At 58.7% G+C, this 13,684-nt stretch carries 11 protein-coding genes and 2 pseudogenes; 4 read left to right on the top strand and 9 right to left on the bottom strand.

Annotated features, from left to right (window positions below; translation table 11 throughout):
* Window positions 1-321: 321 nt before the first annotated feature.
* The 7 genes from B7Y64_RS18125 to B7Y64_RS18100 all read right to left on the bottom strand — a co-directional run bounded on the left by B7Y64_RS18125 (window position 322) and on the right by B7Y64_RS18100 (window position 9,030).
* Window positions 322-651 carry an H-NS family nucleoid-associated regulatory protein gene (locus B7Y64_RS18125; protein WP_114655501.1) on the bottom strand — a complete coding sequence of 110 codons (330 nt, stop codon included), beginning with the start codon at window positions 649-651 and terminating at the stop codon, window positions 322-324.
* 824 nt (window positions 652-1,475) lie between these two features.
* Window positions 1,476-1,856 carry a hypothetical protein gene (locus B7Y64_RS18120; RefSeq protein WP_291324241.1) on the bottom strand — a complete coding sequence of 127 codons (381 nt, stop codon included), beginning with the start codon at window positions 1,854-1,856 and terminating at the stop codon, window positions 1,476-1,478.
* A 65-nt stretch (window positions 1,857-1,921) separates the two neighbouring features.
* Window positions 1,922-5,110, bottom strand: a complete 3,189-nt coding sequence (locus tag B7Y64_RS18115) for a CusA/CzcA family heavy metal efflux RND transporter (protein ID WP_291324240.1) — start codon at window positions 5,108-5,110, stop codon at window positions 1,922-1,924.
* 15 nt (window positions 5,111-5,125) lie between these two features.
* On the bottom strand, window positions 5,126-6,736 hold the full coding sequence (locus tag B7Y64_RS18110) for an efflux RND transporter periplasmic adaptor subunit (RefSeq protein ID WP_291324239.1): 1,611 nt from the start codon (window positions 6,734-6,736) through the stop codon (window positions 5,126-5,128).
* 8 nt (window positions 6,737-6,744) lie between these two features.
* A complete protein-coding gene (locus B7Y64_RS18105; protein ID WP_291324238.1) occupies window positions 6,745-8,100 on the bottom strand; it encodes a TolC family protein in 1,356 nt (451 codons plus the stop codon).
* 157 nt (window positions 8,101-8,257) lie between these two features.
* A complete protein-coding gene (gene czcI, locus B7Y64_RS19035) occupies window positions 8,258-8,617 on the bottom strand; it encodes a cation efflux protein, CzcI family (protein ID WP_081739431.1) in 360 nt (119 codons plus the stop codon).
* 77 nt (window positions 8,618-8,694) lie between these two features.
* Window positions 8,695-9,030 carry a DUF4148 domain-containing protein gene (locus tag B7Y64_RS18100; protein WP_114655495.1) on the bottom strand — a complete coding sequence of 112 codons (336 nt, stop codon included), beginning with the start codon at window positions 9,028-9,030 and terminating at the stop codon, window positions 8,695-8,697.
* Window positions 9,031-9,187: 157 nt separating this feature from the next.
* On the opposite strand from B7Y64_RS18100, the pseudogene B7Y64_RS18095 reads away from it, so the two are divergent.
* The 3 genes and pseudogenes from B7Y64_RS18095 (at window position 9,188) to B7Y64_RS18085 (ending at window position 11,906) form a co-directional block, all read left to right on the top strand.
* A pseudogene (locus tag B7Y64_RS18095) lies at window positions 9,188-9,875 on the top strand (heavy metal response regulator transcription factor).
* Entirely contained in the window at window positions 9,872-11,209 is a 1,338-nt protein-coding gene (locus tag B7Y64_RS18090; RefSeq protein ID WP_114655493.1) for a heavy metal sensor histidine kinase, read from the top strand. Before B7Y64_RS18095 ends, B7Y64_RS18090 begins: the two are co-directional and overlap by 4 nt.
* Before the next feature lie 349 nt (window positions 11,210-11,558).
* Window positions 11,559-11,906, top strand: a complete 348-nt coding sequence (locus tag B7Y64_RS18085; protein WP_114655492.1) for a DUF4148 domain-containing protein — start codon at window positions 11,559-11,561, stop codon at window positions 11,904-11,906.
* Window positions 11,907-11,974: 68 nt separating this feature from the next.
* Here B7Y64_RS18085 and B7Y64_RS18080 read toward each other — a convergent pair.
* A pseudogene (locus B7Y64_RS18080) lies at window positions 11,975-12,480 on the bottom strand (DUF3363 domain-containing protein); the annotation flags it as partial.
* 345 nt (window positions 12,481-12,825) lie between these two features.
* Here B7Y64_RS18080 and B7Y64_RS18075 point away from each other — a divergent pair.
* The gene (locus B7Y64_RS18075; RefSeq protein WP_161555628.1) at window positions 12,826-13,158 is read left to right on the top strand and encodes a CzcE family metal-binding protein; all 333 of its coding nucleotides are present in this window, start codon (window positions 12,826-12,828) and stop codon (window positions 13,156-13,158) included.
* Between the two features lie 151 nt (window positions 13,159-13,309).
* Here the strand turns inward: B7Y64_RS18075 and B7Y64_RS18070 are convergent, their stop codons facing one another.
* Window positions 13,310-13,603: a MerR family DNA-binding protein gene (locus tag B7Y64_RS18070; protein ID WP_366522312.1), complete on the bottom strand. Its 294-nt coding sequence runs from the start codon at window positions 13,601-13,603 to the stop codon at window positions 13,310-13,312.
* Between the last annotated feature and the right edge of the window lie 81 nt (window positions 13,604-13,684).

The following is a 13,684-nucleotide window of genomic DNA, read 5'->3' as shown; positions in this document are numbered from 1 at the left end:
CTGCTGCACAAAAAAACAGCAGAGTAGGTTGTTCACCTGGCTCAGTTTTGGGTCGGCACTACCCTCAAAAGTGGCTCAGTTTTCGGTCGGCGCCAACACGGGCCTAACTTGGCGTATTTCGGTCGATCAGCAAGGCTGCAAGCCGCGCCCGGAAAGGGTTCGCGCGGAAAACGCACCAATTTGCACGAAAAGTACGATCACCCCGTTACCGCGTTGCAGGCCGGACACTCGTTTGCTTTCGAGTCGGTTATGTCCACCCCGGGGTGACCTCTGTTTTTGTGCAGAATCAGAATTCGACGGCAAAAATCCCTTTGACTCCAATTACTTAGCGCTTTGCAGACGCTTTCTTCGAGGTAAAAAATCTTCAAGAGTTTTGCCCCGCACCAGGGCTTCGTTCAACCATCTGGGACGTCGGCCCTTTCCGGCCCAGGTATTGCCCTCAGCGTCTTGATAAACACCCGTTTGGCTATCTGAAGGCGAGTCTCTTTGTAGGGTCTTACGCGGAGCCAATTTCGTGCCGAACCTACCCGCACCCATTTCAAACAAGTCATCCGGCACAAGATCGAACTTGGTGATCGCCTCTTTCAATAGCGGAATGATTTCCTCGGCCTCGCGGGCTTCACTCATCGCCTCTTCGAGGCGTTTCTTCATCTGGGTGAGTGTCTTGGGCAACGCGATCTCAATTCAGAACCCTGCCAACTTCCTTCCACCGAACTACCGCGAAGTCCTCCACGGATTGGCGAGGTGCTGGGAACCCGCACTGCCACTCGTACCTGCTTCGAGTCAATTCGTCGAGCCCGGTCCGCGTTACGACACCGGTCCTCCAACCGTCTTTCCAGGCAAAACGGCCTTCGTAGACAGGAGTCGCGCACCCAGTCAACACGGCCGACGCCAACAACGTCACGATCCAATAGGGTCTGAATGCCATGGTGTCTTGACCTCATTTTTTGATGCTGTGGTGCAAACTGCATGCAGCCAAGCACCGCTATTGAAATCAGTCGGCCTTTGCGATCAGCAGCCGAAGCTACTGCACCGATATGGTGGGGCCTTCAGTACCACTCAGTGGTGATCGCGAGATCGCGGCCTCTTGGGTGATCTGGACTGAAAGCGCAGCGCCTGATTCTCTCTCAGTCTTTTTGCAAGGCGACGGCTGTGCTTTGTTCGCACCTCCAGCGGCGGGTGATACTTTAGCCAGAGATGACGCAGGCTCCAGAATACCAACACGGATATCAGCAACCCGATCCATATCCAGAACAGTTTGGTAAATAGTCCGTCCTGGACCGGCTGCATAGACATGTATCACTCCACTCGCCGAACCCGACGGGCGTCATGCTTTCTCCGCAGGGCGGCGCGCACCAAGGCTGTAGGTGACGTCTGCACCCCGCGCAGCGACATCTCCCCTCGTGCGGGGAGTTCTTGCCAAACTTGGAGTTGCCACTTGGCCATACCGCATGGCAGTTGCGATCTCGTTCGCGCTACTTCAGCGTGAAGCGGACGGAAGCCACGGCCTTTCCAACCTTCGAGACTGCAACCACGGCTTTTGTGCCTGAGGCGACCTTGAAATTGCCGGCGGCTTCGAGCTTGCCATCCACGGGCTGGAGCTGGACTTCCTGCTTGTCGCTACCCGCCAGGAGAGTGGCCTTCGCGGTCATGCCTGAAACGTCAAACGGCTTGCCGTGGTCGCGCATGAACAGTTGCAGCTTGTCGGCCTTGGCCACCAGCTCGTAGTCCACATCTTTCGCTTGAGCGGTGACGCCCCCGTGCATCGGCTTGGCTTCGTGGCCGTGGTCATCGGCAGCGAAGGCCGTGCCGGAGATCGATACCGCGAGCGCGATGAGGACTTGAGAGAATTTCATGAAAGTTCCTTTGGAGCGAGATTTATGGAAAGGAGAGGTCCCGCCGCGAGCGGGACCTTTCACAACTACACGGGAGCGGACACGTCTGGGGGATGCGAGGGCTCAGCGGACACGTCCTCATCTTCCTCATCGGGCCGGTGGGCCAGACGGTAAAGAATCGGCAGCACGAGAAGCGTGAGCAGCGTGGACGAGAGAATTCCGCCGATCACCACGGTGGCCAGGGGACGCTGGACTTCAGCGCCGGTGCCTGTCGCAATGGCCATTGGAATGAAGCCCAGCGAGGCCACCAGGGCAGTCATCAGAACCGGCCGTAGCCGGGTGAGCGCGCCGTCACGGATTGCTTCGTCAAGACCAACACCGCCTTCCCTCAAGCTGCGGATGTACGAAATCATCACCAGACCATTGAGCACGGCCACCCCAGAAAGCGCGATGAAGCCGACAGCCGCAGAGATAGACATCGGAATGTCGCGAAGCCAAAGCGCCAGGATGCCCCCCGTCAAAGCGAATGGGATGCCAGTGAAGACCAGCAGACCATCCTTGACGTTGCCGAACATAGCGAACAGCAGCACGAAAACCAGCAGCAGGGACACCGGCACGACGATCTGCAGGCGCTGCGTGGCCGACTGCAAGTTCTGGAAGGTTCCGCCCCAGCTCGTCCAATAGCCGGTAGGAATCTTGATCTGGGCCAGGCCTTTCTCAGCCTCTGCGACGAAAGAGCCCACATCGCGCCCGCGCACGTTGGTGCTCACGACGATGCGGCGCTTGCCGTTTTCTCGGCTCACCTGGTTGGGGCCAGGAGCAAGCTCGAATGTTGCTACCTCGCCCAGCGGGATGAAGTTCGTTTTGGCCTCTGTCCCATTGGCAGAACGCGGCAGCGGGATAGGAAGGCGCTTCATCCCTTCGAGATCGTTGCGCAGGGATTCAGGCAGACGAACCAGGATGTCGAATCTGCGGTCGCCCTCGAACATAGTGCCGGCCTCGCGTCCACCGATAGCGGTGGCCACGGTGTCTTGAATGTCGGCAACGTTCAGACCATAGCGAGCAGCCTTCTGGCGGTCGATGTTCACGGTGAGCATCGGAAGCCCCGTCGTCTGCTCAACCTTCACCTCAGAGGAGCCCTGAATCTTCTGCAGCATTGCGGAGACTTCTTCTGCGGACTTGTTCAGGACATCCATGTCGTCACCGAAGATCTTCACGGCTACGTCACTGCGCACCCCGGAGATCAGCTCGTTAAAGCGCAGCTGAATGGGCTGGGAGAACTCATAGTTGTTGCCCGGGATTTTCCCGGTGACTTCCTGAATCGCCGCGAGTAATTCGTCGCGGGTTTTTCGAGGTTCGGGCCATTCGGCCATTGGCTTGAGCATGATGTACCCGTCCGAAATGTTCGGCGGCATGGGGTCCGAGGCAATCTCCGCAGTACCGGTTCTGGCGAAGATGCGCTCGATCTCGGGGAATTTCTCTTTCAAGGTCCTTTCAATTTGCTGCTGCATTTGGACTGACTGGGAAAGGCTGGTGCCTGGGATGCGCAGCGCCTGGATCGCAAAGTCGCCTTCATTGAGATTGGGTACAAACTCGCTGCCCATACGCGTGGCGATCAACCCGCACAAGATCACCGCAACTGCAGCTGCGGTCAGTACGACCGCCTTGGCGGCCATGACACGGTCGAGCAGTGGACCATACAAGCGCTTGGCATGGCCCAGCAGGAAGTTTTCCTTCTCGCTGACCCGATTGCCGATGAACAGGGCCACCGCTGCGGGGATGAATGTCACCGACAGAACCATGGCGCCCAGCAGTGCCGCGACCACCGTGAATGCCATGGGGTGGAACATCTTCCCTTCAACGCCTGTCAGCGCGAAGATGGGCAGGTACACCACCATGATGATGAGCTGTCCGAACAGCAATGGACGCCTTGACTCCTGGGATGCCAAAAACACCTCATGGAAGCGCTCAGCCCGCGTCAGTGGCCGACCGTGGTGCGCTTGTGCATGGGCAAGTCTCCGTACGCAGTTCTCAACGATCACCACCGCTCCGTCGATGATGATGCCGAAGTCCAACGCTCCCAGGCTCATCAGGTTGGCGCTCACCTTGTACTGAACCATACCCGTGAAGGTAAAAAGCATCGACAAGGGGATGACCATTGCCGTGATGATGGCGGCACGGATGTTGCCCAGAAAGAGGAACAGGATCACGATCACCAGAACCGCGCCTTCCAGCAGGTTCTTCTTCACCGTACTGATGGCTTTGTCAACAAGCACGGTACGGTCGTAGACAGTCACCGCGTGCACCCCCTCTGGGAGGCTCTTGTTGACTTCCAACATCTTCTTGTCCACCGCCTGCGAGACAGTCCGGCTGTTCTCGCCGATCAGCATGAACACCGTGCCGAGGACCACTTCGCGTCCGTTGTCTGTTGCAGCACCTGTGCGCAGTTCCCGGCCAAGGCCAACTTCTGCCACGTCGCGAACGCGCACAGGAACACCGTTGGCGCTGCTGAGGATCACGTTACCGATGTCTTCCAGCGACTTCACCTGACCAGGTGCACGAATCAGATACTGCTCGCCACGCTTTTCGATATAGCCCGCGCCCACATTGCCGTTGTTGCGGTCCAGCGCAGTGACCACATCCTGCAGTGTCACGCCGAGAGAAGCCAGGCGTTCAGGGATGGGCGCGATCTGGTATTCCTTGGCAAAGCCGCCAATGGAATTGATCTCGGTCACGCCAGGAACATTTCGCAGCTGTGGCTTGATGATCCAGTCCTGAATCTCGCGCAGGTCTGTCGCGGTATAGGGCGAGCCGTCGGGCTTCTTCGCCCCGTCCTTGGTTTCGACAGTCCAGAGATAGATTTCGCCCAGGCCGGTCGAGATGGGCCCCAGCGCTGGCGTGATGCCGGCAGGCAGCTTGTCGCGCGCCTCCTGGATGCGCTCGTTGACGAGCTGGCGAGCAAAATAGATGTCGGTTCCGTCTTTAAAAATGACGGTCACCTGCGACAGACCGTACCGCGAAAGCGACCTGGTCTGCTCCAGGTTTGGCAGGCCAGCCATGACCGTCTCAATGGGGTATGTAACCCGCTGCTCAGTCTCCAAAGGCGAGTAGCCTGCGGCCTGGGTGTTGATCTGAACCTGGACGTTCGTAATGTCAGGGACCGCATCGATAGGCAGCTTTTGGTAGCTGAAGACGCCAAGCGCCGCCATGCCCAGGGCCGCTAGAAGCACCAACCATCGCTGTTCGATCGAGAATCGAATGAGTTTTTCAAACATGTATGCGCTCCGCGATCAGTGCGTGTGTTCGGCAGATCCCTTGCCGAGTTCAGACTTCACGACGAAGCTGCCGGTCGAGGCGTAGGGCATACCGGCTTTGAGACCCGAGAGGACTTCGACCCGCTTGCCATCGCTTCGGCCCAGCTTCACGGGTTGAGCGAGAAAGCCTCCATCAACCTTGAGGAAGACCACCGGCTTTTCCCCGACGTTTTGGACAGCGTCGGCCGAGATGGTTACAGGCGCTACCGTTTCTTCGGACACCACCTCAACATTGACAAACAGGCCGGGGCGCCAAGCGCCCTTGGGGTTGTCAAGAACCACGCGGGCTTTTGCCGTGCGGGTTTGCTCGCCAATGAGCGCTCCTACAAAAGCGACAGTGCCTGTAGCGGAGGCGTCAAAGGCGGTGGCCTTGATCGTGACCTTTTCACCCACACGCACCGCTGGTAAGTCTTTTGCCGGAACATTGATCTCGGCCCACACCTGGGAAAGGTCCGAGATGGTGAAAACCGCAGCATCTTCCTTCACGGCTTCGCCGAGACTCAGGTGCTTTTCGATGACGATGCCGTCAAAGGGCGCACGCAGCTCTATGCGATTGAGTCCAGATACTGACGAGGCAGACAACCCCATGGCGCTCTGCTTCTGATGGGCGTTGGCGACAGCAACTTCTGCTTCGCTCAAGGCCTGCTTAGCCTGCAGGTAGTCCTGCTCGGCAGACACCTTCTGCTCCCACAGCTTTTTCTCTCGCTCGTAGGTGGTCTTTGCCAGCGTTAAGCGCTTTTGGGCCGTCTGCAGCTCGCTGCGTTGCTCGGAAGCAGTCGGGCTCGCGATCACCGCCAAGACTTGTCCTTTCTTGACCACTTGACCCAAGCTGGCATTGACGCTTTCCACGACTCCCGCAAGCCGGGGCACAACGTGAGACGTGCGGTCTTCGTTCAAGCGTATCTCGCCGGGAAGGAGCAACGCTGTCTTGATGTTGGCTTTGATCGAAGAGTCCACCTTGATGGATGCAGCCTTGATCTGGACATCGCTCAGTTCGATCTTTCCTTCTTCCTTGCTCATCACGAACATGAAGGGCTCTGTGGCAGTCTGCGCGATGATCTCGATGTCGAACGCGTGGGGTTCCGCAACGATCTCGCGGCTGACCAGACTGTCCTTTTCAGTGGTAAACGTCAGCTTCTGCTTTTCATCTGTCGGGCGGTTCACAGTTGCCGTGACCGTTGCAGCATTCAGGGGCAGCGGTTTATCTTTGTCGGACAGCCAGATTCGCAGTCGAGGCTCGCCACCGTCTTCAGACAACAACGCTTCCAAGCTGAAGTCGCCTTCCTTGAACACGGTACCTCCATGTGGGCCCTTGGCTTCGCTCTTTTCGTGGTGTTCACCATCGGCATGCCCCTTGTCATCGTCGTGGCCCTTTTCGCCACCCTTGCCATGGTGCTCGCCGTCGCCGTGCCCCTTGGCCTCGGTGTGGCCGCCGTGACCGTGGCCATCGTCCTCGGTGGCTGCGGCTTTGGGCTTGCCGCCACCTTGCAAGATGAAGGTTCCCGCACCGACCCCTATTGCGAGGACTACTGCAATGGCGATCAGGTGTTTTTTACTGATGGTGGATTTGCTGGAGTTCATGTTCATGGTCATGCTCAGTGTTGCGTTGCGATCAGGCCGGGAACCATGCTGGCCCCGAGCAGGCGGTCGATATCAGCCGCTGCACGGTGTGCTTCGCCAAGGGCTTTGAGGTACTGGGATTTGGCGGTGAAGTAAGTGCGTTGGGCATCGAGCACTTCCAGGAAATTGAACTTACCGTTCTCGAAACCAATGGCGGCGGCGTCATAGGCCGACTTAGCACCGGGCAGAACGTCCTGCTGCAGTGACTGAACCTCTGCGGTGATCGTGGTAAGGCGCTCTCGTGCCTGTGCCACTTCGCTGTGCAGACGCACAGTGGCGCCCTGCAGCTCATCTCGCGCCTTGTCCTCCAGCTTGAGTGCTTCAAGGAGATTGCCTTGGTTGCGGTCAAACACCGGTAGAGGGACAGAAACGCCGAAGAGAAGAACGTTTCGCTGCGTCTCGTTGCTGCGTTGCATGCCCACGCTGACGGTGACGTCCGGCACTCGCTTGCTTTGCTCCAAATCTGTCAGGGCCTTGCGCCGATCCACCTCGACGCGTGCCAGGACAACGGCAGGCGAAGAAGAAATCAGCGCCTGAAGTTCGGCGAGGTTGGGTACGGGAGGGAGGGTTTCAGCCGTGCCCTCCAGCACGATGTAAGGAACGTCGGTCCGTCCCATGAGCGCGAAAAGGCGGGACAGGGCATTGCGCTGTTCACTCGCAGCCTGAGCGAGCTCAACGCGGATACCGGCTTCCGCGACCCTCGCCTTGGTCTCTTCAACTGGCGACACCTTGCCGGCCGCCACGCGCTTTGCAACAGTGTCCGTCGAAGACTTTGCAAGCGCCGTGCTGTCCGTCGCGAGCGCCAGGCGCTCCCGCGCCGTCAGCACATCGAAGTAGGCTGCAGCGACATTGGCCCGCACCGTGGCCTTCAGTTCGATGAGTTGGGCCTGCGCCTGTTCGCGGGACTTTTCCGCGGCCTTGGTGCGTGCCGCGCGCTTTCCCCCCAACTCCACGGGAAGATTGAGTTGCCAGCTTTGCGTGCGCGTTTTGGAGCGCGCATCTTCCAGCGAGTAGGCAAGCTCCGGGTTGGGCCGTGCGCTTCCTTGAAGCACTTGACCCTCGGTCGCCTCCAACTGACGCATCGCAGCTGCCACCTCGGGATTTCCCTCCAGAGCGAACTCGATGGCCCTGGCCAGCGACAGCGGCGTGGAAGCAGCCGTAGCGGCAGCCTGAGGTGCTTGCCCGCTGGCGATTGGTGCTTGCGACACGCCCTGCGCAAAAGCGCCGCTGGACGCCGCCAGCAATATGGCCGCCGCGCTAGCTGCGAGCCCGATTTTCTTGCGGCCGCGCCATGCCTGCGGCTTTCCTTGAAGGTAAATACCCTTGAACATTCGATTCTCCAGTGATTTCAAAACACAAAGGAATCAGTGGGGTGGCAACCGTGCAGTTGCTTGGCAACTCGTCACTCATCACAGCCGCGACACGCGCAACTACATCCGCCAGAGGGGCGGACACGAATGACTGAAGGAAGGAGAGATACCCCGCCGATTAGGCGAGGACGGACCACTGAGGGCGGTCAGGGGGATTGGGCGTTACACAAGCCAACCGCTCGCTGGGCTGGGCATCCAAACTACTGTCATGAGAGCCGCCTTGCTTGGCATAGGACAAGTTGAAGACGCCGATGCCGACGCCATGGCAAACCCAGCAATCGGAATCAACCTGGTCGGCGTTTTGCCCGTTCTTGTCTGCTGGGTCAACCACGCTTTTGGCCTCATGCTCATGCTCATGATGCCCCACATGTTGTGTCTGAGCCGTAGCGCGTTCATGCATGCAATAGCTAGCAACCGCAGACCAGCTGAACTGGAGCGGTAGCAATGCCAGTATAAAAACAGCTATCAAGCGGCGCATTTTTTGATTCTAGCACGCGACAATGAAGTCTTCGTGTGAGCAAGGATAGACTCTGGATAGAGGCGATGCGTTGAAAATCAGCTGCCGGAGTACAGTTCCTTCATACGCTGTTTTTCAGCGGCAGACATGCTCAGGTATTCCTGTTGCACCTGCTCACGGGTCTTGGAGGGGCTCATTGCCTTGACAGGCAGAGCACCACCGCGCGCGATGATCGCCAGTGTGCCGTCCTTACGGGCGACGGTCACCGCCTGAAGAGCGTCGGCACGGGACATCGCGCTCTGGAAATGGTCGGGATGGGTGGTAAATCCCACTTCGCCATCTGCAGGGTGATACAGCGAGGATGCAGACGCCAAACCTGGAGCCGCGATGGCAAGGGCGATCAGGGAAAGCGCGAGGGGTTTGCGAACAATCATGGTTTTTTCTCTGGGTTCAGGTAAGCACTTGGCGATTTGCCTAGGCGATGCCTTGCGACACGAGATGAACTTTAGAAAGCGAACCGCGACAAGACACCAACAGCCAGATGACAAATTCGTAATATTTGAATACCCCGCATGCTTCGACAATGGCGTCATGAAAATTTTGCTCATTGAAGACGAAGTCAAGCTTGCTGAGTACCTGCGCAAGGGACTAGGAGAGGTCGGCTACGTGGTGGACGTAGCCCACAACGGCGTGGATGGGCTGCACATGGCCCTCGAAGGCGGGCACGACCTGCTGGTGCTGGACGCGATGCTCCCAGGGATCGACGGTTTCAGCCTCCTCACCGCTTTTCGCAAATCCAGGCAGACACCCGTTTTGATGTTGACAGCGAGGGTGAGCGTCGAGGACCGCGTGCTGGGACTGCAGACAGGTGCTGACGACTATCTGGTTAAGCCCTTCGCGTTTTCCGAACTTAACGCACGCATCCAGGTGCTCCTGAGGCGCACGCATGGCACACGGGATGCGGCAGAGCCCACGCAACTGCGCCTTGCCGATCTCGATCGTGGACGTGGTGCGGCGCAAGGCGTTCCGCGGCGGTCAGAAGTTGGAGCTGACCGCCAAGGAGTTCCTGCTTCTGACACTGTTCCTGCGAAGGAACGGCGAGGTACTGTCTCGCACCGAGATTGCCGAGCAGGTGTGGGACATGAATTTCGACAGCAACACCAACGTGGTGGAGGTGGCCATCCGGCGCTTGCGCAACAAGATCGATGCGCCCTTCGAGAAGGCACTGCTTCACACCGTTCGGGGTATGGGTTACATCATGGAAGAGCGCAAGGAATGAATGCACTGATCCAATATCGCTCACTGCGCCAGCGGCTTTCCTGGTGGCTGGCGCTGCAAAGCTTTGCCGGCCTCGGGTTGGTCTGTCTGGCTGTGTATCTGGTGACCGAGTTCAATTTCCGTGATCGGCAAGAGGACACGCTGGCCCAAAAAGAGAATGTCATTCGACACCTGTTGGCGGACGGTAAAGAGCACGGGAAGTCAGAAGACCTCGCGCACAAGCTCGACGATTTCCTGGTGGGGCACGGAGATCTGTCGCTTGAAGTGACTCGGGGCGACGGGGCCGTGCTCTACGCACACACCCGCAACCAGAATGCGAAGACGGTGTGGCGTCAACGGCAGTTCGAGGTTGCACAGACTGCGGGCCAGCCCCCCTCCAAGGTTTTGCGCGTCCGGTTATCGTTGGACACCCAAACGGACAACCAGTTGCTGCACCGGCTTGCACTTACCTTGCTGGTGGCAGCCATCGGAGGGGCCATCGTGGTTTCGCTGGGTGGCTTCTCCCTGGTCAACCTGGGCCTGGCGCCCGTTCGAAGACTGGTCAGCCAGACGCGTGCGTTGTCGGCGGACAACCTGCACCACCGGCTCGACGGTGCAGAGCAACCCCTTGAACTCGTGCCCCTGATCGACCAGTTCAATGCGCTCCTGGAACGCATCGAAAATGCCTACTCACAGATGGAGGGCTTCAATGCCGACGTAGCGCACGAGTTGTGCACGCCACTGGCCACGCTCATTGCCAACAATGAACTGGCGCTAAGGCGCCCTGAACAGGAGGACATGCGAGAGGTCCTAGCTTCCAACCTGGAGGAATTACATCGCCTGACCGCCATTGTCAACGACATGCTGTTCCTGTCCCAGGCGGATCGGGGCGTGGGCGCACGCCGCGCTCCCGTAGTTAGCCTTGCATCGATGGCTGCAGACGTGTTGGACTACCACGAGGCGGCGCTGGCCGAGGCCGGTCTCACCGCCGAAGTGGTGGGCGATGCCCATGGTGCCTTTGACGTGCCGCTGTTGCGCCGGGCCCTGTCAAACCTGCTAGGCAACGCCACCCGATACGCAAAAAATGGCTCGATCGTCCAGGTCACCTTCAAACCTTCTGATGAGGACCGCGTGCTGATCCGTGTCGCTAACTGCGGAGATACCATCGATCCAGAGGTACTTCCGCACCTGTTTGATCGATTCTTCCGCGGCGATCCCGCTCGCAGCCATGGGCAAAGCAACCATGGCCTCGGCTTGGCCATCGTTGGCGCGATCGCTCGCATGCACCAGGGTGAGCCGGTTGCATGGTCAGAGAACGGGGTGACGATTGTCGGGATGGAAATCCGCGCTCTGTAACGAGCTCTGGTGCCGGTGATCCCACTTACGCATCCATGAGCCCGAACTGTGCTTCTTCAGGGGGGGCTGGATCGATTTTCTGATTTATGAGTTCGTGTTTTCGGGTTGGATGTTCTGCAATTGACCGAAGCGACTCCATCGCACTTACTCCCATGCAGGATATTTTCCCATGTCTTCATGGTCGGGCCTTGTCACCGCGATAAGGTCAAGAACAGCAAAAGATGACAGAAAAGTCATCGTGCTGTCCGCGTTCTGTTGGGTCAGGATTTCTACGATGAACACATCTCATCATCGCTTGGCAAAGGCATGGGAGATGCAAAATTTACTGACTTCTATAAGGACCTTAGCCATGACTCAACGTCGTCTCTCCCTTTCTTCCATGATCGCAGCAGTGGCCGCAGTGGTCACTCTGGGTCTTCCAGGGATGGCTTCGGCAGCGTACGAGCATCCTGCCAACAATGAAAAGGGCATCATCGTTCACCCGGAACACTGGAAGAGCGATAAGACGCGAGAGCAGGTTATCGCGGAAACCAAGGCTGCCATGCAGCAAGGACTCCTCTCTTATGGCGAGAGCAACTACCCAATGCCTGTGCCTAATGTGGGCCCAGGGAAAACTCGTCAGGAAGTGATCAACGAAATGCTGAACGAGTCACCTGCCGAACGCGACGCGCGTCAGCGTCTCTACTATCCGGGTTGATCGCCCCCAGTTGCGGTTCCAGCGGATTATGCTGAACCCAGCCTTTGAGATCTCTGGCGTCGGCCTGACTAACCTCGGGAAAGCCCAGGCCGCCGCCCAATTTCCCATGCCACCCCACTGCCGCGCACCGTCGCGGCAACCTGCTTTCCCAACTGCTGCTCGATTACCGGCTTCCACGGCACCAGGCAAAATCCCAGGCCGTCATTGAGCATGGCGTAGCGCCCGCTGGCGAGCATCACGCTTCGCCGGTAGATGCCCGCTACGCGCTCCCTATCGGGGAGGGGCCGATGCTCCAGCCCGGTTTCAGCGGCAATGTCTTCGCGGCATGCGACAGCTCGCGGTTGCGCAGCGTCGCCGGAAGATTGCGCGTCAGGATGATGCGCTGCCCGCGCCGCTCGGTCAGACCCTAGTCGGCCAGGAAGTCGGCGCGTTTCTGTAGTACTTCCTTGGCCGCGCTGCCAAACCCTAGTTAGCTCAGCTCTTTACCGGCGCCGATCAACTGCTGGTCCAGCCAGGCGGCCCCAATCACGCGCGCCTGCCGCTCAATGGGCAGGTGCGTCATCTCCACGGCCACCCACGTCGATCGACAAAGCCTTGAGTCGGTGCGCGCGTTCCCTGCGCCTCTTCCTTCTTGTGATCCGATGCTATTGAAAACCCTGTAGCGGGTGCAGAGTCAAGTTCACAGGTTTTACAGTGACCGAGACATGCGTATAGCCCGACGATGAGGCAGCCAGCTGCCCGCGAAGTTCAGCCCATTGGGTCTGCACAAACACGCACCTTGCGCGCTGCTGCAGATGACAAATTTGTCATCCAGATGATCGCTATCTGTTGGTTACGGATCGCTAGAGTCCTTCATGTCGCCCCAAGGCGTCACTGCGCCGACATCGGCGGCGCGGTCATCATTAAGAAGGAACTCTACATGCGTTCGACTCGCCTCATCCAGGTGGCCATTATTTTCGGCATGGCCTCTGCGTCTGCCATGGCAGCTGACACGTTTGCCAACGGTCAATCGTTCTACGGTCAACCCGCTCAGCAGGCCGCCAAAGCCCGAGTCGTGGATGTCTCAACCGCCCGGCACCTGAACGTTGCCTACGGTGATACGGTCACGTTCCGCAGCGAAGGCAAGGAGTTCTCGTGGACGTTCAACGGGCTCGATCGCCGGCCCGTGGACCTGGCAAAGATCGCGCCAGCCGGATTCACGGGCAAGTCGCTCAACGTGTATGTCGCGCAAAACCCGCTGACCCGGAACTAAGGGGTCACGCGCCGCGCCTGAGGGTTGCTGTCAAGCAGGGAGGGGCATCATTGGATATCTTTGGTCGCCACGTCGTACAGCAGCGGCACGAAAAAATCGGACTGTGCATCACCCTCGGGCGGCCGGCGCGCGTCAAGGTAGGGTTGGTAAGTCAGTGCTTGACGCCGCGCTGTTTGGTACCGGTACCGATTTCGCGATGCACTCCAGGCAGATGCGACTCGATGGGTGGGGTTGGTGGGATGTGGTTGTGTTGACGCGCGGCAATTACCAGACCGCCCAAGATGCCGCAGTCCCCGGCCAAATGACCAGATGAACACTGCCGCTGCAAACTGCGCAACTCTGCTTCCAGCGCCTGAAGTTCTCGAATACGGTCAACCACGTGCCCGATATGTGCCTGCAGCAGCGCGTCCACCGCGCCGCAGTTCTCACGAGGGCAAGCCGGGATAAGGCCAGTTTTGACTCATAAGCCCTAAGGTTATTTAGTCAAAACCTTTAATGCGATTCCGTCGCTCAATCGCGAGGCTGA

This window comes from Acidovorax sp. 35-64-16, assembly GCF_002281195.1.
Classification (GTDB): Bacteria; Pseudomonadota; Gammaproteobacteria; order Burkholderiales; family Burkholderiaceae_C; genus Acidovorax; species Acidovorax defluvii.
The sequence above is the reverse complement of the archived record's forward strand: the minus strand, read 5'-3'. Positions and strand labels throughout refer to the sequence as shown.